Here is an 18,962-nt window from a genome sequence, read left to right on the forward strand (position 1 = left end):
AGTTGACGCCCATATGAAGACCCCCAAACCACGCCGCCCTCACGGGCGATGGACCTATTACATTATGTACGAAGACATTCTCTGGCCCTGCCCGGTTCGCTGGGAGTGGGAGAATGGCTATGGCGGCTGGCTGCCGTTTTACTATTCCCCGACGCTTGAGTTTGTTGCCGGTGACCCGCTGAAAGCGACCAAAGTGCCCGCTTCCAAAACGCGGGCCACGGTCAAAACCCTCAAAACACCGCAATACGAATACTGATCACACCGTTTCGATCAATCCGCTGGCTCTCAGCACCCTGCGCTGTACCGCTTCCGGCAGCACCGCATTGACTCCTCCGACACACCCCAGACTGAACCAGTGACGCGCACGGGTGATCCCGGTGTAAATCAGCTCGCGCGTGAGGATCGGGCTGAGATTCTCCGGCAACAGCAGCGCGGTGTGGGTAAATTCTGAACCCTGCGATTTGTGCACCGTCATGGCGAATACAGTTTCCACCGCCTGTAACCGGCCAGGCATCACCCAGCGGATACTCTGCGTACCGTCTCCGGACAAAAATGCCACGCGCATCCCCCACACCGTCGTGCCCTCCGCCAGCGTTTGCGGGTAAGGCAACGTAATGCCGATATCACCGTTCATCAGCCGCTGGCTGTAATCGTTGCGCGTCACAAGCACCGGACGCCCCGGATACCAGCCCACCGACGCCGGGATCAGTTTCTCTTTATACAGTAATTCCGCAATGCGCAGATTCAGCCCTTCGACGCCCCAGCGCCCGCCGCGTAAGGCACACAACAACTGGAACTGACTGTAGGCCAGCAACACTTTTGTTGCCCAGCGGTTGAAGGATTCCGGCGGTTCATCCAGAGCCGGTCGCTCATTATTCACCACCGTCAGGTAATGCCGATAACCGGCTGGCGGCGAAATGCCCTCCCGGCTTTGTGTCGCAGGAAACTGCCCCGCCGCACCGTTGATCACCCAGTCGCGCAACGCCGCATCATCGTCGGCACTCAATGTCAGCTGCGCCAGGTCAGCGTAGCCCTGTTTCCAGACCTGTTTAAGGGCTTTCACATCCCCGTCGTTTACCGCTTCCGCCAGCTGACCGATACCGCTTTGCGCATCGAAACGGTAGCTGTGGCGCAGCATCACCACGGCCTGATCGATCGCCGTACCTTGCGGATCCACCAGCGCATCGGGGATCTGCTCGCCGGTCACGCTTTGCAGCCAGTCGCGGGTTTGCGGCAGATAATGGCCCCCCCTGGCGCGCTGACAGAGTTCACTGAGCAATGCGCCCGCTTCCACCGACGCCAGCTGATCTTTATCACCGAGCAGGATCAGGCGTGCGCTCTCCGGCAACGCCGCCAGCAGTGCCGCCATCATTTCCAGATCGACCATCGAGGCTTCATCCACCACCAGCACGTCCAGCATCAGCGGATTGCCCTGATGATGGCGGAAATGCCGCGTATCCGGGCGGCTGCCCAGCAAGCGGTGCAGCGTCACCACTTCCGTATTAATGCTTTCACGCACCGCCTCGCCGTTGCCGAGCCCGCCGAGTTCCAGCTTCGAAACTGCCCCCGCAATCGACTCATTCAGCCGTGCCGCCGCTTTACCGGTCGGGGCGGCCAGCCGGATACGCATCGGCTGGCCCCGGTCTTCCAGTGCCAGCGTTTGCAGCAACGCCAGAAGGCGGACCACGGTGGTGGTTTTGCCGGTGCCGGGGCCGCCGGTAATAATGCTGAATGCACTTCCCGCCGCCAGCGCACAGGCCAGTTTCTGCCAGTTAACGTGCCCGGCATTGCGCTTCGCCGGGAACAGCGCGTCCAGCGCAGTGCGCAGGGAGTCCACCGGCAACGCCTGCGGCTGACTGCGCGCCAGCCGTTGTTCAATCGCTCCGCGCACGTTCTGTTCGTACTGCCAGTAGCGGCGCAGATATAACCGGTGGCCGGCCAGCACCAGCGGCGTATTGCCCGCACCGTTGCCGACCAGTTGCGGCTGCACCAGCGCATCCATCCATTGACGGAGCGTGAGATTATCCAGCACCGCTGAGGGGCGGATCACCGCACCGTCGGCGTGATCGCCATCCGGCGGCAGGGAAAGTGAAAAGGCGCTGTCCGCCAGCGTGGCCTGTAAATCCAGACAAACGTGGCCGCGTCCCAGCTGATAGCTGGTCAGCGCGGTGGCCAGCAATAACAGCGGATGCGCATCGGGCACCTGTTTCGCCAGAAACGTCACCAGCGCACGATCCAGCTCACGCAGCCAGCCGCACGCCACCCAGCTTGCCAACAGGTGCGCGATATCTTCATGGCTGTTGATTTTCATGCGCTTTTCTCCTGATTGCCACTAAACAGCATGTCGAGTTCTTCCATTAACGCTTTATCCGGCCGCTGAACGCAGACCCCGTTGCCCGGCGCATGGCTGCCGCGCAGGAAGACATACACCGCACCGCCGATGTGCCGGTCGTAGTCGTAATCCGGCAGACGTGATTTCAGCAGACGATGCAGGGCGAAAAGGTACAGCGTGAATTGCAGATCGTAGCGGTGATCCCGCATCGACTGCGTCATGGCCGTCTGGTCATAGCCGCTGGCATCAGCGCCCAGCCAGTTAGATTTGTAATCCAGCACGTAATAACGCCCGTCGTGTTCAAACACCAGATCGATAAAGCCCTTCAGCATGCCGTTAAGATCTTCCGCCAGCAGTGGCGCGCGTTCTGCCCCGCCGAGCGTATATTGCTGAACCAGCTTGTCCAGGCGACGGGTCGGCACCTGCGTCAGGGAGAACCAGAACTCCATCTCCACCTGATACGGCGGCAAACCGGCCAGCGTAAACGCCCCGCCATCCGGCAGCGGTAACGGCTGCGTCAGCAGCGCGGTCAGCCAGCCGGTCAGCGCGGGGATCCATTTCTCCCAGCCGCGAGTCTGACAGCGACGGCCAATCTGATCGGCGATTTTCTCAGGTTCAGCCGCCAGCGCAGCAAAACCTTCGTCCCCTGCCCACTCCAGTAAACCATGCAGGAAATTCCCCGGCGCCGGGCCACGCGGAAACGCATACAAATCCGCGCCGGTCATCGGCTGCGATAATGCGTCTGTCAGTCGCAGATCGGCCAGCCCGAGGCTTTCGGAGATCTTGTTTTCAAAATAGGTGTCCTGTGCGGCGCTTTCGGCCTGCGCCTGCGGCTCGTGTGTCACCCCGTCTGAGACGATATAGGTTCCGGCAGGCGCGATTTGCAGACCCGAGAAACTCGATACCCACCAGCGCGGTGCTTTCTGCGTCCGCAACGGCGGGCGCGGCCCCAGCGCAGGCGGCGCCTGCTGCGGACGAAACACGGCACCGTCAGGAACCGGCAGCGGCCATGCGCGCAGAGTGTCGGTTTCCAGCGCCTGCAAACGGCCCGGCAATGCGGCAGCATCAATCGCCTCGCCGCCGTTAAAAAGATAACCCGGCGCGCTCTTTTCAAACTCTTTCAGCGGTGCCATGCCCAGCCACAGCGCGTAACGCGAGCGGGTCAGCGCCACGTAAAACTTACGCAGATCTTCCCCCAGCCGTTCACGGTCAGCCAGCGCCAGCTCGTCTTCACTGGCGCTTAACGCCACTTCCAGTTCGCCTTCCGGCGTATGCCATTTGAGCGGTGAATCCTGTTTTTTCACCGCGCGGAATGCGCAGGCAAACGGCAGGAAGACCAGCGGATATTCCAGACCTTTGGATTTATGCACCGTCACCACTTTCACCAGTTCGGCATCACTTTCCAGACGCAATTTCCGTGCGTCGCCGCCCTGATTTTCATCCTGACACTGCTCCGCCAGATAGCGGATCAGCGCATGTTCTCCGTCAAGCTGCACACTCGCCTGTTGCAGCAGTTCTGAAAGATGCAGCAAATCGGTCAGCGCCCGCTCATCACCGCGCCCGAGCAGGCGGCGCGGCACGTCGAACTCCCACATCAGGCGGCGCAGCATCGGTAAAATGCCCTGTTTGCGCCAGCAGGTACGGTACTCCTGAAACTGCCGGACATAGCGTTCCCACTCATTTTCATCCTGATTCAGACGATCCAGCGCTTCCCAGCTGAGATTGAGCGAAGGCGTCCCCAGGGCGGCACGCAGCAGACGATCGTTTTCCGGCGCGGCACAGGCCGCCAGCCAGAACTGCAATTCGCCTGCCTGCGCGCTCTGGAAAATCGATTCTTTATCTGACAGATAGACGCTGCGCACGCCGCGTTTGGACAGCGCCATGCGGATCGCCGCGGCCTCACGGCCGGTATTCACCAGCACCGCGATATCGCCGGGCATGACCGGTTTCAGCGGTTCTCCGGGGTGGCCGAAACCGGCGGTGCCCTGTTGCCCGAGACGCAGTAAACGGACAATTTCTGTCGCACAGCCGTCAGACATCAGCTGAACGTACTGAAGTTTCGGCAATGCTTCCGCCTGATCTTCCGGATACCACAGCGTCATGGCAGCGGCTTCGGCGTCGTCAATCACCAGCGTATCGGCGCGTCCTTTGGCTTCCACAGGCAGGAACGGCACCTGATTATCATCACCACGACGGAACAGAAAAGCGCCCTCGCCGGATGCGCGGGATTCTGCCAGCTGGAACACTTCGTTCACGGCCGCGACCATGGCGCGGGTGGAACGGAAGTTGGTCGCCAGCGTGTAGTGACGTCCGCCGGTATCGCGGCGCGCCCGCAGATAGGTGTAAATATCGGCCCCGCGAAACGCATAAATCGCCTGTTTCGGATCGCCGATCAGGATAAGCCCCTGCTCCGGTACATTTTTTGCCACACGGTAAACGGTATCGAAAATACGGTATTGCAGCGGGTCGGTGTCCTGGAATTCGTCGATCATCGCCACCGGGAACTGAGTGCGGATGATCTCCGCCAACCGTTCACCGTTATCACTGTGCAGCGCGGCGTCGAGGCGGGTCAGTAAATCGTTGAAGCCCATCTGCGCACGCTTTTGCTGCTCGGCGTCAAAGCGGTTTTCTATCCAGCGGCAGGCGTGTTTCAGCAAACCGCTGCGCGCATCAGGCAAACTCTCGAGACGCGCTTTCAGGGTTTCCATCGCGGTCAGCGCCGGGTGCGCAGGCGGCTCGCCCTGTTTCCAGCACTCTGCCAGGCCTTCCGGCGTCAGGCGTTCCCAGCCGGTTTTCAGATCCGGCATCACTTCATCGGTGGTGGCCCAGGTATGGAGTTTTTCCAGCCACGGCGTGAAATAACGCGCCTGAATTTTACGGCCATCGACCACTTTCGCCGCCACCGCGCCCTCGAGGATCGTGCGCAGCTCCTGCGTCCATTGCGCCCAGCCCTGTTTCAGCGCCGCCAGCTCGTCGGCTTTCTGCTGACTCACCGTTTCGCACACCTGCGCAGGCGGTTCATCCGATCCCAGTTCGTCGGCATAGTCCAGCAGTGGCATCACGCTCTGGTGTAACGCTTCCGGCGTGCGCCACCAGCCGCGCAGGGTGCGGATGTCCGGCTCCGGCAGCGCGAAATAGAAGCTGCGCCAGTAGTCGCGCACCACGTCCATCAGCAATTCGCTCTGATCGGTTTCCAGTGTCTGCGTAAACAGGCTGTCGCTGTCGAACGCGTGTTCGCCCAGCATCCGGTTACACCAGCCATGGATAGTGGAAACCGCCGACTCATCCATCCATTCGGCCGCCAGTTGCAACTTACGGGCACAGCCCGGCCATTGCTCCGGCGTATATTCCGCACGCAGTGTTAAGAGAAATTCGTCGCCCGATGACGGCTCATGCGGATCTTCCTGAAAGCACACCGCCGCTTTGGACAGACGTTCACGAATACGATCCCGCAGCTCTTTGGTGGCCGCATCGGTGAAGGTCACCACCAGAATGTCGGGCGGCGTCAGCGGGCGGCTGAAGGCGTTATCGCCGCCGTGCCCGAGCACCAGCCGCACGTACAGCGCGGCGATGGTGAAGGTTTTCCCGGTACCGGCGCTGGCTTCAATCAGGCGGCTGCCGGTCAGCGGGAAATTCAGCACATTGAGGGCCGATGGCAGGGTGCGATCCGTCATTCCTTTCCTCCTTTCTTACTGCGAGAAAGATGATTTTTCAGCGGAGCCAGAAGGCGATCCGCAAGCACGGCGAATTCGCCGTCGGACCACAATGTGGCAAAATCAGGCCACGCGCGGGCCAGATAAGGGTTGCTGTCGCGCTCACCGAATTTTTTGTTAGCCGGATCGTGATTTTCATAGGCGTCACGGGCGGCAAACCAGGCATCGCTGTCCGGCGCGCTCTGTTCATTGCCGTCTTTTTTCAGCCAGACGAAGGCGGTTTTCACCGCCAGCGGCAGCGGACGTAACTGCCCCTGCTGCCATGTCTCCACCAGCGTTTGCCACAATGCTTCGGCCTGTGAAATCTCCAGCGGCGGCAGTTCAGCGGTGCCGTTTTTGCTGACAATAATGCTGTGCATCGGCTGCCCGCCGAGGTGCCCGGCCAGATGAGCGACCCAGTGCGGCAGCAGTTTGTCGAAGCGGTAGCTGCGCTCTTTGGTCATCAGGCCGCCACTTTCCAGCACCACGCGCGCCCGTTCACCGCCCTCACTGGCGCGCAGATCGCCCAGCCAGTCGGAGAAACTGACGCCGCCGGTATCCACGCTCAGCGATTCATTGCCGAGAGCCTGCGGCCACGCGTCGAGCACCTGCTGATAGCTGGCAAACAGCTGTTCCATCGGCTCCGCCAGATCTTCACTCAGTACCCTGGCAAATTCGCCCGGTGCCAGCTCGCCGCGCCGTTCGATGCGTTCAAGCTGCTGTCGCAAGACATCCTGCCGCGAAACCCCGGCTTCCAGCGCCCATTTCTGCGCGCGGATCAGTTCATCCTGTAATCGCCAGTTTTCCAGCGCGTTCACATCGAAAGGTTCCTGATCTTCGCTGCCCGGATCTTCCCGCTCAAAATAGATATTCAGCCGCTGGCGGAAGAAGCTGCGCACCGGATCCGACAGAAAATCCGACAGCTGGCGCAGCGTCAGCGCCCCTTCCTGTTCAACAGGTTGCAGCGGTTGTGCAGCAACATCAGCGGCTTCCGCTTCCAGCCCGGCACGCCATTCGTGGGCATAACTGAACAGTGCGCTGTCTTTAACAAAATAGTCGCGGTTGAACGGCTGAAGACGATGTTCAACGGTCAGCGCGGGCAGCACCTCGTCGCCGCTGCTGAGCGTCCAGCCTGCCGCCAGATGGTCACGCAGTTGCGCCACCAGCACCGACGGCGGGCGCTCAGTGTTGTCATGAATGCTGCGCCCCACCCAGCTGATGTGTAGGCGTTCGCGGGCAGAAAGCAGCGCTTCGAGGAACAGGTAGCGGTCATCTTCCCGACGTGAACGGTCACCGGGGCGGTAATCGCGTCCCATCAGATCGAAATCCATCGGCACGCGGTTACGCGGATAATCGCCGTCGTTCATGCCGAGCAGGTAAACGTGGCGGAACGGAATGGCGCGCATCGGCATCAGCGTGGCAAAGGTCACCGCACCGCCGAAGAACGGCTGCGTCAGGCCGGACTGGTCAAACTGCGCCAGCCAGTGATCGCGCACCACTGAAAGCGGCAGTTCGGCCTGTAAATCAACGCTTTCACAGGCTTCCAGCCAGGTGTCCAGTTCGGTGTGCAGACGGACTAAAATGAAGCCGTCCTCTCCCTCGTCGTCCTGTGCAAAATACTGTGAGAGGATCGCGCGCAGACGTTCACCCCAGACCTGCGGCGCGGCGGGCTCGCGCAGCTGACGCCAGGTTTCATCAAGGCAACTCAGCAGATGCGACAACGGCCCGATCAGCGCCGCGTCCAGCCCGCCGATTTCATCCAGCGGCTCGATATTCCCCCAGGCTTCGCCGCTGCCCACTGCGTAGCCCAGCAGCATCCGTTGCAGACCAAAGAACCAGCTGTTTTGCTCCGGCGATAACGGCAGTTCGAGGCTCTGACGCTGTTCGGCGTGCAGCCCCCAGCGCACGTTGGCGGCACGTATCCAGCGGTGCAACAGCGGCAGTTGTTCTTCTTCGATGGCAAAGCGCTGACGCACCGACGGCACATCGAGTAAATCCAGCAAATCGCTGACGGCAAACCGCGACTGCGGCAAATTCAGCAGGCGCTCCAGCGCGCCGAGCAGAGAATTATTCTGGCGCGGCCCCTGATCGGCGACGGTGAACGGAATGTAGCGCGGGTCGCTGCGCGCGGTCAGGCCGAACACCGCCTGAATATGCGGCGCGTAGCCGTTGATGTCCGGCACCATCACTATAATATCGCGCGGTCTGAGCGTCGGATCTGCCGCCAGCGCGGCCAGCAGACGGTCATGCAGCACTTCCACTTCGCGCTGGGCGCTGTGGGTAATGTAGAAGCGCAGAGAGTCGTCCTGCGCATTCAGCGGCGGCCAGTATCCTTTGGTTTCAGCCAGCGGGCGCAGTTGCAAAATATCTTCCTGCAACTGGTGCAGTAACGTGTCGGTGCCGTTAGAGGTAAAGAGATCAATACGCGGGATCACCGGCGCCAGTTGCGAGGCGTAGGATTCATGGTTGTCATATTCATTGAGCAGGCCGATATAATCGCGCCCCTGCTTGCCCCACGCTGCCAGCAGCGGATGGGCATGCTGATGAAGCTCATCATCGTTCATCACCGGCGGCATACCCGGCTTGCGCTGCTGACGCATCCGTTCGGCGCGCAGCAGATCTTTATCGGCGATGATATCGCTCCAGTCGTGCTCGCACGGGTTATGCACGCACATAAAAATGTGCGTCCAGCGGCCAAGCACCGCCAGCACTTCGAGAGACTGCTGTGGCAGTGAAGAGATGCCGAAAACGACCAGGCGCGCAGGCAGACCGGCCGGGCGCTGATGTTCAGAAAGCGTTTGGCCGTGGTGCAGAAAACGCTGATGCAGCGCGGCGCGACTGGTATTACGCTGATTTTCAGGAACATCCGCCAGCAGCGCACGCCACAGTTGAGGCTGCCACAGCAGGTTTTCCGGTAAAGGCTCGCTGCCCTTGCGGCTGGTGCGCAGAACGTCCAGTCCGTTGCCCCAGTCCTCCAGCCAGTCGGCGCGATACACCTGATATTGATCGAACAAATCAGCCAGACGCTGTGCCAGCTGATGCAGTTTGCGCATGTCGCCGTCGTCTTTTAAGAAACGCGCCAGCGGTGCAAACACCGGTTCGGTGAGCAATTGCGGTAACAGCCGGATCAGCCGCCAGGTCAGCAATGGCCGGTCGAACGGTGAAGATTCCGGCACCTGCTCTTTGCCCAGCACGGCGCGGTACACCTGCCAGAAAAAACGCGCCGGAAGCTTGATGTCCAGCGCCGCCGCAATGCCGCAGCCGCCGTCATCCGCATCGCGCGCCAGCGCCAGTTTCAGCCACTGGTTGATGCCATTGCTCTGCACCAGAATCACTTCATTTTCCAGCGGCGAAAGCGGATGCGCCGCCATCCACGTGATCAGCACGTCCCTCAGGGCTTCTGAGTGATTGCCGTGTAACACCATCAAACCTGAATTCACGCCCGCATCCCTTATTATCGCTGGTTTAAGGGAGAGATTTTGCGTTGATTTGGAAAGGATTGAAAGGAAAAGAGGCCGGGATTGCAGGCACCGTCATCCTGTCAGAGGGTGACATTAATCATGACTCCCCTGATAATTTCATTAGCCAATAAATTAGTTTTTAATTAAATTCATTTCAGTAACATTCAGCTATCTAATAATTTTCTGTTTATCAGAGGTAAAAATCTCATTTTTTAGAAGATTCAGAAAACAGCTTTTGTGTCGTGAAAAGTAAACTGTTATAAAGATGCGTTAGTTATTTACCGCATAAGAAATACAAGTGAATCAGTTAATAAAAATATTTACAGTGAATATTAGAATTATCTATAGTGGTGTTTTCTTGTAATCATTATTGGCTCTCGCCGCTATACCTGCTGAAAGGCACAGGAAAATAAACAATAAAAACAATTTCTTACACTTTTAGAACAGCAAGTGCATCACGAAAAAACGTAAAAAAATCCAGACAGTTTCTGTACGGTCACCAGAAATTACAGGGTCTGAAGGACATCTGTGATTTATTATTTACACTATCAATACCACTCAGCATGTATATTTGTATTTCAGCTGTCAGGACAGGTAAGAAAAATATTTTATCGGAAAATGCTACGTCACTTTTAGAATTCCCCGGCAGGTGCAGTTCGAAATATCTCTTATCGAATAACCGGGTTATTCCATTGTGAATTGAATCGCCAGGACGGCGTTTAGCATTATCTGATTTTCACGAGCAACACCCTGCATCTCAACCAGGGTGGGCAATTGCTGGCCGGCAGAAACTGGAGCTGACGGCCAGCCCCCACAGCACGGAAGAGGTGCTTAGCGCGCGACTTAACCGCGCGCCGCTTTAATCATCCCGTCCAGCCATTCCTGATGGCCGTTGATCATCGGATTCGGCCGCGTCACTGCGAGATCGCGTGCCGGTTTTCCATTCTGCGTTTCCTGGGTCAGGATGCGTACGCGGCCACCGGAAAGTTCTTCGATAAGCCACGCGTGATGCACGTCGAGACGGGTGTCGGCGTCGCCTTCTGCCCAGCCGTGCCACGCCATGCGCGCGGGCTGGCCGTTGGCTGGCGGGACGTATTCATTCACCTGCGCTTCCACCGGAAAGCCGAAGGTGCTGAAGCGAAAACGAGCGCCGTCGCTCAGCCCCGGTCCGCTGCCGTCGTGAAACGCAATATCCGACGCGTTGCTGTAATACTCCGGCCAGGCGGCGGTGTTATCGAGTTGTGCCCAGAGTTGTTCAACAGTCAGGCCGGTGATGATCATTTCGTTTGACGCGAAGTTATCGGCTTCGCCGGGGAGGTAGCCTTGCGGCCAGTTGATCGCATTCATGTGTGATTCCTTTATGTCCGGGAAACAGCCCGCAGGCTGGTGTCCACAAAGAATACGCACCGCTGAGATATTACGGAAATCATGGCTTGTAATAGCCAACATGGCTTATTTTTATATCTGGAAGGCAGATAAAAAAACAGGCAGAAGAAGACTTCTGCCTGCCGACAATGACGCTGATGTCAATCAGCGATCAGTTAATGCTGTAACGCTCAAGCCAGTGCGCGTAAGGCGCAGGCAAGACCCATGACGGATTGTCTTCGCCCAGCTCTTTCGCCAGCGCATACGGATAATGCGGGTTGGCGAGCATCGCGCGGCCAATCATCACCAGATCCATATCTTCTTCGCTGATGCAGCGCTCGGCGATTTGCGCCGAAGCCACGCCCCATGAGCTGGCCACCGGCAAACCGGCTTCTGCACGCACGCGGCGCGACACCGGCGCGAGGAAACCGGCACCCCACGGGATCTGCGCTTCCCAGGTGGAGAAACCGACGCTGACGTTCAGCATATCCAGCCCTTTCTCACGCAGAATGCGGGTCAGTTCGATAGATTCCGCCAGGGTTTCTTCGTCGCGGCCATCGTATTCAATCACGCCGAAACGCGCGGTGATAGGCAGGTTTTTCGGCCAGACGGCGTTAACGGCGTCGAAAGTCTCAATCAGGAAACGGCTGCGACCGGCGAAATCACCGCCGTATTCGTCGGTGCGGGTGTTGGAATGCACGGAGAAGAAACTTTGCGCCAGATAGCCGTGGGCAAAGTGCAGTTCCAGCCATTCAAAACCGGCATCGCGCGCACGTTTTGCCGCGGCCACAAAATCCGCCATCACGCGCTGGATATCGGCTTTGGTCATCTCTTTCGGCACTTTTGGCAGATGCTTGCCAAACGCAACGGCGGAAGGCGCAATCGTCGCCCAGCCGCGCGGGTCGCCTTCGGCAATATGGTCGTCCCCTTCCCACGGCAGATTGGCGCTGGCTTTACGGCCTGCATGACCGATCTGGATCCCCGGTACTGCGCCTGCGGCTTTGATGGATGTGGCGATTTTCGCCAGTTCAGCGGCCTGTTCATCGTTCCAGATCCCCAGGCACCCTGGGGTGATGCGGCCTTCAGGTGACACCGCCGTCGCTTCGACAATGACCAGGCTTGCGCCGCCGCGGGCGAGGGTCGCGTAATGCACCTGATGCCAGTCGTTCGGCACGCCATCAGTGGCGGAATACTGGCACATCGGCGGAACGGCGATACGGTTTTTTAAGGTGACGTCTTTCAATGTAAAAGGCGTGAAAAGTGCAGACATATATTTTCCTCTAAGGATGGGATCATTCAGCAACCAGCGTGCCGTCAAAGAGCTATAAGCAGAAGTCTGAAAATATTATAGTGCCTATTATATTTCGTTATAACTCAATCGGTGCCCTGCCCATGCGCAATCTGAAAAGTCTCGATCTGAATCTGCTAAAGACGTTCGATGCACTGCTCGACGAGCGCAGCGTGACCCGCGCCGCTGAGCGCCTTTCCCTGACGCAGCCTGCCGTGAGCAGCATGTTGACGCGTCTGCGCGAAAGCTTTGATGACCCTTTATTTGTGCGTGCGCGCTACGGCATTGTGCCGACCGAGCGTGCGCTGGCGCTGGCAAAACCGGTGAAACGGGTGATGGCGGAAATTGACGCGCTGTTGCAGCCGGAAGCCTTTGTTCCTGCCGAATGCGAGATGACGTTTACGCTGGCCGCCACGGATTACGCGCTGAGCGTAATTATCGTGCCGTTCTTTTCTTTGTTGCGGCAACGAGCGACGGGCATTCATCTGTCGGTTCAGCGGGCGGAGGCGTCGAACATTCAGGAGCGGCTGGAACGCGGTGAAGTCGATCTCGCTCTGCTGACACCGGAAACCACGCCGCCCGACCTGCATATCCGCCATTTGTACGATGAGCGTTATGTTTGCACGCTGCGCAAAGGCCACCCGGCGCTGGACAAAGGAACGATTTCCCTCGGGACGTTTTGTCATTACGACCATGCGCTGGTGTCGCTGAGCGGCGAAAATTTTGCCGGAGTGACGGATACCGCGCTCCGGGCGCTCGGCAAAAAACGCAATGTGGTGTTGTCGGTGAACAGTTTTCTGGTGCTGCCGCCGGTGTTGCAGACCACGGATCTGATCGCCGTGGTGCCGGAACGGCTGGTGCGAGATGCCGCAGGGCTGGAAGTGATGCCACCGCCGCTGGACATTCCCGGCTTTACCAAAGTCGCCGCATGGCACGAACGCTCGCATCTCTCCCCCGCGCACCAGTGGCTGAGGCAGCAACTGGCGCAGGTCTGTAGCGGGCAGTAGGATCGTGCTATTTTCAGGGCGTTACCGGCTTTTAAACATTCTCTTAAAGGGTCTGAACCATGGAAAAATTACCTGCTATCACCATCACTTACTGTTCCCAGTGCAACTGGATGCTGCGCGCCGCGTGGATGGCGCAGGAACTGCTGAATTCGTTCAGCAGCGATCTGGCGTCGGTAACGCTGGTCCCCGGCACCGGCGGCATTTACGAGATCAAAGTCGATGACGAGATTATCTGGGAGCGTAAACGTGACGGCGGTTTCCCGGATGCGGCGCCGCTCAAGCAGCGCGTGCGCGACATCTGCTTCCCGGAGCGTTCACTCGGGCATGTGGATAAGAAGAAAATTGAACAGGATGGCGAGGCGTAATTCATCGGGAAGGGAAAAGGCAGGAAATGTATCCTGCCCGTTAAGCACGACTCAGGCTTTGCGTGACACGTGTTCCGCCGCTGCACGGTTGGCTTTCGCGACAGCATCGGCCAGCGTATTTCCGTTCAGGAGTGAAGTGCACAACATGCCCATAAAACAGTCACCCGCGCCGTGGGTACTGACCAGCGTGATTTTCTCGGCGGGCAGCGAATGGCCGGGGTTGCCCGCTTCGCTCCAGGCAACGCCGTGTTCGCCCGCGGTGACCACCACGGCCGGATAGTGCTGACTGAGCCACTGCGCGGCTTCGCAGGCGCCGGCTAAATCATTCACCACGATGCCGCTCAGATCGCGGGCCTCAACGCCGTTGACCACCAGCAAATCCACCGCAGCCCGCATCCCGGCGCACAGTTCACGCGCCGGAGCAGCATTCAGGCAGACGCGCACGCCGCGCCGCTTCGCCTCTCTCGCCGCGTTCAGGTTGACCGCTTCCGGCACTTCATTTTGCAGCAGCAACATGTCCACCTGCTGCCACAGAACATCATGGCTGAACTGCGCCGGGTCGATCAGGTTGTTGGCGTTGGACACCACCACCGCGCCGTAATCGCCTTCGGCATCCATCAGCGCAACGCTCATGCCGGACGGAACGGCGTCAGTGACCGCGATACCCGCCGTATCAACGCCGTGCTCATGAAGTACGCCGCGCAGGAATTCTCCCTGCGCATCCGCTCCGACCGCACCGGCAAAACTGACCTGAGCGCCCGCTTTCGCAGATGAAACGGCCTGATTGCCGCCTTTACCGCCGAATTTGTACGAACAGCCGCTGCCGATCACCGTCTCGCCTTTTTCAGGGCGGTGATGCGCGTGGATCACGATGTCGTAATGGAGGCTGCCCGTGACTAAAATTTTACCCATTCTAGTATTCCCGAAGGTCCTGAACCGCCTGCTGGGTTTTCATCAGGTTCTTTTCCGCTGTCTTCAGATCCTTCTGTGCGATCGCCACGAATAAGGCATCCAGAATATTTAACTGGGCGATGCGCGACGCGGCGTTTTCCCCGAGCAAGTGCGATCCCTGAGAGGTTGAATTGAGAACCACATGCGCATTGCGCGCAATAGGCGACTCGGCATAATTGGTGATGGCGATAACTTTGGCACCGTTGCGCGCCGCCAGTTTGATCGGATCATTCACCGCGCGGGTCGCGCCGGAATGACTGATCGCCACCACCGCATCATCGTCCGATAAGACGGCGGCTGACATCAGCATAATATGAGCATCATCGTAGACCGTCGTTTTGATCCCTATTTTCAGGAGCTTGTGCGACAAATCTCGTGCCACGGCGGCAGAACCGCCAACGGCATATAAATCGATGTGCCTGGCTTTAAAAAGAATGTCAGCGGCACGGTTAAATTCAGAAATATCGACAATCGATAATGTTTCTTCGATGGCCTGAATAGAGGTTCTGAATACTTTTTCAAGTAATTGCTCCGACGAATCTCCCGGTTCAATTTCAGCATGTAAATTTGCCACTTCAGAATAGTTGTAATAAATTAAACTGCTTCTGAAATCTCTGAACCCTGAAAAGTTTAATTTTTTCGTCAGTTTTACAACCATCGCCTCAGACACATTATTTTCCAGCGCAATTTCTTTTAAAGACGTGTGCTCGGTAAAATCGGTTTTAGACGTAATTGATTCGACGACTTTTCTTTCCAGTGGCGTCAGATGTGGCAATTTCATACGAATTTGAGCACCAATAGCTCGCGGATCCTGATTCATTACTTGCCTCGTGTCGCCCGGTCAATCAACATCGCTATGATAATTATAAGGCCAGTAGCAAGCAATTGATAAAACGCCTGAATATTCAGAAGTGTCAGGCCATTACGTAATGAACCCAAAATAACCGCGCCAATCAGCGTACCGATCACACTGCCTTTGCCGCCCATCAGCGAAGCCCCGCCAATGGCCGCCGCGGCAATGGCGTCAAGCTCCCACAAATTCCCCATCGTCGGCTCGGCAGCGCCCAGCCGGCCAATCAGGATAAGCGAAGCCAGCGAGGCTAACACGCCGGAGATCACAAAGACCGTCACCTTGGTTCTTTTGACCGGCACACCGGCCACGCGCGCCGCTTCTTCGTTACCGCCCACCGCCAGAATGTATTCGCCGAGCGGGGTTTTATTCATCACTACCCACAATATAGCGGCAATGGCGATGACGATAACAATCGGTGCCGGAACGCCGAAGACCGTGCTGTTGATGACGGTGCGAAACTCCATCGGAATGCCGAAAATCGGGTTGCCGTTGGTGAATATCAGCGCCAGAGCGCGGAATAACGACAGGCCGCCGAGGGTGACGATAAAAGGCTGCAAACCGGCGTAAGCCACCAACATCCCGCTGAACACGCCGCACAATGCGCCGACGCCGAGCGTCGCCATAATGGCCAGCGGAATGGGCACGCCGGACACCATCAGCGTTGCACCGAGCACCGCAGAAAGCGCCGCGGTTGGCCCGACGGAGAGATCGATACCGCCGGAAATAATCACCAGCGTCATTCCCAGCGCAATAATGCCGTTGATGGAAGACTGCTGCAAAATATTCAATAAATTAGGCACGGTAAAAAATACCGGCGATAAAAAAGAGAAGGTGATCACAATGATTAATAAACCAATCAGCGTACCGGCATCGCGTACGTTGAATTTAAATAATGCCGAAGAAAAAACCTTGGGCTGAACATTACCTTGAGTCGTCATAATAATGGCCTTCAATAAATTGGGAGGTGACAGACTTTATCAACACTTAATTCAGATCGCTTATCGCATAACGGGCAATATTTTCTTCCGTGATCTCGTCGCCGTTAAGTTCTTTTGTGATTTTCCCTTCACGCATCACCAGGACTCTGTCCGAAATTCGCATAATTTCCGGCATTTCAGAGGAGACAACCACAATGGCTTTTCCCTGCTGCGCCAGTTTTTCGATCAAATTATAAATTTCAGACTTGGCACCAATATCAATTCCCCGTGTTGGCTCGTCAAAAAGAAACACTTTATTATCTGCGGCCACCCAACGTCCGATAATCACTTTTTGCTGATTACCGCCACTGAGCGTACCGATAGGTTTTTCAATATTCAGCGGACGCAGGCGCAGATCGGTCATGACCTCCAGCGCGGTCTGATCCAGCTGATGTCTTTTCAGCAATCCGAAACGGGTGAAACGCCCCATTGACGGCAATGCCATGTTCATTTTCACCGCGCGTTCTTTGATGATGCCTTCTTTTTTACGATCTTCCGGCACCAGGCCGATCCCGGCGCGTATGGCGGCGCTGACGTTATGATTTTTAACGGCAACGCCTTCGACCTCAATACTGCCGCCAGTTTTTGCGTCGATCCCGGCGATCAGTTTGAGCAACTCGGTACGCCCTGACCCGACCAGCCCGGCGATACCCAGAACTTCCCCTGCTTTAACGCTGAAACTCGCCGACCGCACCGCGCTGTCACGGCTAAGCCCCTCGACGCGCAGCACTTCACGTTGCGTCGCATGCGAATGATGCTGCACTTTTTCGATTTTTCGCCCGACCATTTTTGTGACGATGGTTTCTTCCGTTTCATCGCAGATATTCACCACGCCGACCTGTTTGCCATCACGTAAAATCGTCGCGCGGTCGCAGACTTTGAAGATTTCGTTCATTTTGTGCGAGACGTAAATCAGCGCCACGTTCATTGATTTCAGATCCGAAATCAGTTCAGCCAGTCGCTCGAATTCAGTGGGCGTCAGGCTGGAAGTCGGCTCGTCCATCGCAATGATTTTGGCTTCATCGAGCAGCGCGCGGCCAATTTCGACAATCTGCTGCTGCGACACTTTCAGGTTTTTGATCGGTTCATCCGGATCAATGCTCGGATCAAGACGGCGCAAAATCGACACCGCCCTTTTGTACTGCGCCTGCTTATCGACAAACAGCCCTTTGAACCGCGTTAAAGGCCTCCCGAGAAACATATTCTGGGCCACGGAGAGTTCAGGAACGTGCTGCAACTCCTGATGGATCATCGCGATACCGGCATGGCGGGCGGAAAGCGGGTTCTTCATCTGAATCACCTGCCCGTCCACCAGGATCTCGCCGGAATCTGCCGCACGCACGCCTGACAGAATATTCAGCAACGTCGATTTCCCCGCACCGTTTTCACCGATCAGCGCGTGAACTTCACCCGGCCTGACCGAGAAATCGACATTCTGTACCGCCGCCACGCCGCTGTAGCTTTTGCTGATGCCACGCATCGTCAAACTGTACTGTTCCATAAACTCTCCCGACCCGTTTTCAGACGCCTGACTTATTTTTGCTGTGCCAGCAGCTGGCGCAGTTTGATGTTGTCTTTGGTGGAGAAGGCATCAACGTTGTCTTTGGTGATTAACGCCTGCGGCGTAGACACCACGCGGGAGATTTTCTGGCCGCTGATAAGGCGCAGCACCACTTCCATCGCCACCTGACCGGTCAGCACCGGGAAGCTGTCCACGGTACCGGTCAGCTCGCCGCGTTTAATCGACGCATAGGCATCAGAAATCCCGTCGGTGCCAAATACGGCGACCTGTTTGGATTTTCCGGCAGCGGCCACCGCCTCGACCACCCCGAGCGCCATGCCGTCATTGTTGGCGTAGAAACCAATTAAATCAGGATGTTGTTGCAAAATGGTCGCGGCAGCGTTGTAGGCATTCTCGCGGCTCCAGTTGGCAGGCACGCTGGCCACCACGGTGAATTTTCCGCCGGGCTGAAGGGTTTCTTTAAAGCCGCGCGTACGCTGAGCGGCGGCGTATACGCCAGGCTGCCCTTCGATAACGGCCACTTTCCCGCCTTGCGGATGTTGTTTGATAAACCAGTTGGCGACGCGCACGCCGTTATCCTTTTGCACATTACCAACGTAATGTTCCGCATTAGGCATAACCGCATCGTTGACGTTAACCACCGCGATGCCTTTGCTTTTGGCGGATTCATACGCCGGTTGCAGGTTGGCATCGGTTTGCGGAGAAACCAGCAGACCGTTGAAGCCCTGCGAGATCAGCGTTTCAGCGATAGACAGCTGACCGAGCTGATCGTCTTCGTTAGCGGCGGCCTGATATTCGACGGTAAACCCGTATTGCTTCGCCGCGTTTTTGTAGCCTTCGCCCAGCGAGCGCCAGTATTCGTTGGTCAGCGTTTTAGACACGCCGCCAATTTTGAGGTTTTTATCTACCGCCGGCATCGGGCCGTATTTAACGCCGAGCTGCGTCCAGTCAGTGCGATCGGGCTCGGTGTCGGACTGTAACGGCGCTAAATCTGCGGCGTAAACGCTGGTGCAAAGCAGTGTAGAGGTGAGTACAGACAGTAAGAGTTTTTTCATTATCTGACCTTCGGTTGTTATTTTTATGGTTGTCACAGCGAAGCGCTGTGGCGGGTACTTTTGCTTTCCGGCTGGTTTGGATTCAATAAATCTT

At 57.3% G+C, this 18,962-nt stretch carries 13 protein-coding genes; 3 read left to right on the top strand and 10 right to left on the bottom strand.

Annotated features, from left to right (window positions below):
• Positions 1 to 13 precede the first annotated feature (13 nt).
• Positions 14 to 256, top strand: a complete 243-nt coding sequence (locus tag J1779_RS20510) for a hypothetical protein (RefSeq protein WP_072158192.1) — start codon at positions 14 to 16, stop codon at positions 254 to 256.
• Here J1779_RS20510 and recD read toward each other — a convergent pair whose 3' ends face one another.
• The 5 genes from recD to J1779_RS20535 form a co-directional block, all read right to left on the bottom strand.
• On the bottom strand, positions 257 to 2,311 hold the full coding sequence (gene recD / locus J1779_RS20515) for an exodeoxyribonuclease V subunit alpha (RefSeq protein WP_217204633.1): 2,055 nt from the start codon (positions 2,309 to 2,311) through the stop codon (positions 257 to 259).
• The gene (recB, locus tag J1779_RS20520; protein WP_217204634.1) at positions 2,308 to 6,006 is read right to left on the bottom strand and encodes an exodeoxyribonuclease V subunit beta; all 3,699 of its coding nucleotides are present in this window, start codon (positions 6,004 to 6,006) and stop codon (positions 2,308 to 2,310) included. Before recB ends, recD begins: the two co-directional genes overlap by 4 nt.
• The gene (gene recC / locus J1779_RS20525) at positions 6,003 to 9,449 is read right to left on the bottom strand and encodes an exodeoxyribonuclease V subunit gamma (RefSeq protein WP_217204681.1); all 3,447 of its coding nucleotides are present in this window, start codon (positions 9,447 to 9,449) and stop codon (positions 6,003 to 6,005) included. The genes recB and recC overlap by 4 nt, the downstream gene beginning before the upstream one ends.
• Positions 9,450 to 10,328: 879 nt before the next feature.
• Positions 10,329 to 10,832 carry an SRPBCC family protein gene (locus J1779_RS20530; RefSeq protein ID WP_183848001.1) on the bottom strand — a complete coding sequence of 168 codons (504 nt, stop codon included), beginning with the start codon at positions 10,830 to 10,832 and terminating at the stop codon, positions 10,329 to 10,331.
• Between the two features lie 190 nt (positions 10,833 to 11,022).
• Positions 11,023 to 12,120: an NADH:flavin oxidoreductase/NADH oxidase gene (locus tag J1779_RS20535; protein ID WP_056781401.1), complete on the bottom strand. Its 1,098-nt coding sequence runs from the start codon at positions 12,118 to 12,120 to the stop codon at positions 11,023 to 11,025.
• Positions 12,121 to 12,242: 122 nt separating this feature from the next.
• Between J1779_RS20535 and J1779_RS20540 the strand changes: the two genes are divergently transcribed.
• Together J1779_RS20540 and J1779_RS20545 are read left to right on the top strand one after the other, a co-directional pair.
• Positions 12,243 to 13,145 (top strand): LysR family transcriptional regulator, encoded by a 903-nt coding sequence (locus tag J1779_RS20540; RefSeq protein ID WP_217204635.1) that lies wholly within the window; start codon positions 12,243 to 12,245, stop codon positions 13,143 to 13,145.
• Positions 13,146 to 13,204: 59 nt separating this feature from the next.
• Entirely contained in the window at positions 13,205 to 13,510 is a 306-nt protein-coding gene (locus J1779_RS20545; protein ID WP_056781404.1) for an Rdx family protein, read from the top strand.
• A 51-nt stretch (positions 13,511 to 13,561) separates the two neighbouring features.
• On the opposite strand, the gene J1779_RS20550 is transcribed toward J1779_RS20545, so the two are convergent.
• From J1779_RS20550 to J1779_RS20570, 5 genes are read right to left on the bottom strand one after another with little or no spacing between them, the layout of a single operon-like run.
• On the bottom strand, positions 13,562 to 14,422 hold the full coding sequence (locus J1779_RS20550; protein ID WP_217204636.1) for a ribokinase: 861 nt from the start codon (positions 14,420 to 14,422) through the stop codon (positions 13,562 to 13,564).
• A gap of 1 nt (position 14,423) precedes the next feature.
• Complete coding sequence (locus J1779_RS20555; RefSeq protein ID WP_056781410.1) at positions 14,424 to 15,281, bottom strand: MurR/RpiR family transcriptional regulator; 858 nt, start codon at positions 15,279 to 15,281, stop codon at positions 14,424 to 14,426.
• Complete coding sequence (locus tag J1779_RS20560; protein WP_056781414.1) at positions 15,281 to 16,252, bottom strand: ABC transporter permease; 972 nt, start codon at positions 16,250 to 16,252, stop codon at positions 15,281 to 15,283. The genes J1779_RS20555 and J1779_RS20560 overlap by 1 nt, the downstream gene beginning before the upstream one ends.
• Positions 16,253 to 16,298: 46 nt before the next feature.
• The gene (locus J1779_RS20565; protein ID WP_217204637.1) at positions 16,299 to 17,792 is read right to left on the bottom strand and encodes a sugar ABC transporter ATP-binding protein; all 1,494 of its coding nucleotides are present in this window, start codon (positions 17,790 to 17,792) and stop codon (positions 16,299 to 16,301) included.
• A 32-nt stretch (positions 17,793 to 17,824) separates the two neighbouring features.
• Entirely contained in the window at positions 17,825 to 18,868 is a 1,044-nt protein-coding gene (locus J1779_RS20570; RefSeq protein WP_056781419.1) for a sugar ABC transporter substrate-binding protein, read from the bottom strand.
• Positions 18,869 to 18,962 lie beyond the last annotated feature (94 nt).

The organism is Rahnella rivi (assembly GCF_019049655.1).
In the GTDB taxonomy this organism is placed as follows: domain Bacteria; phylum Pseudomonadota; class Gammaproteobacteria; order Enterobacterales; family Enterobacteriaceae; genus Rahnella; species Rahnella rivi.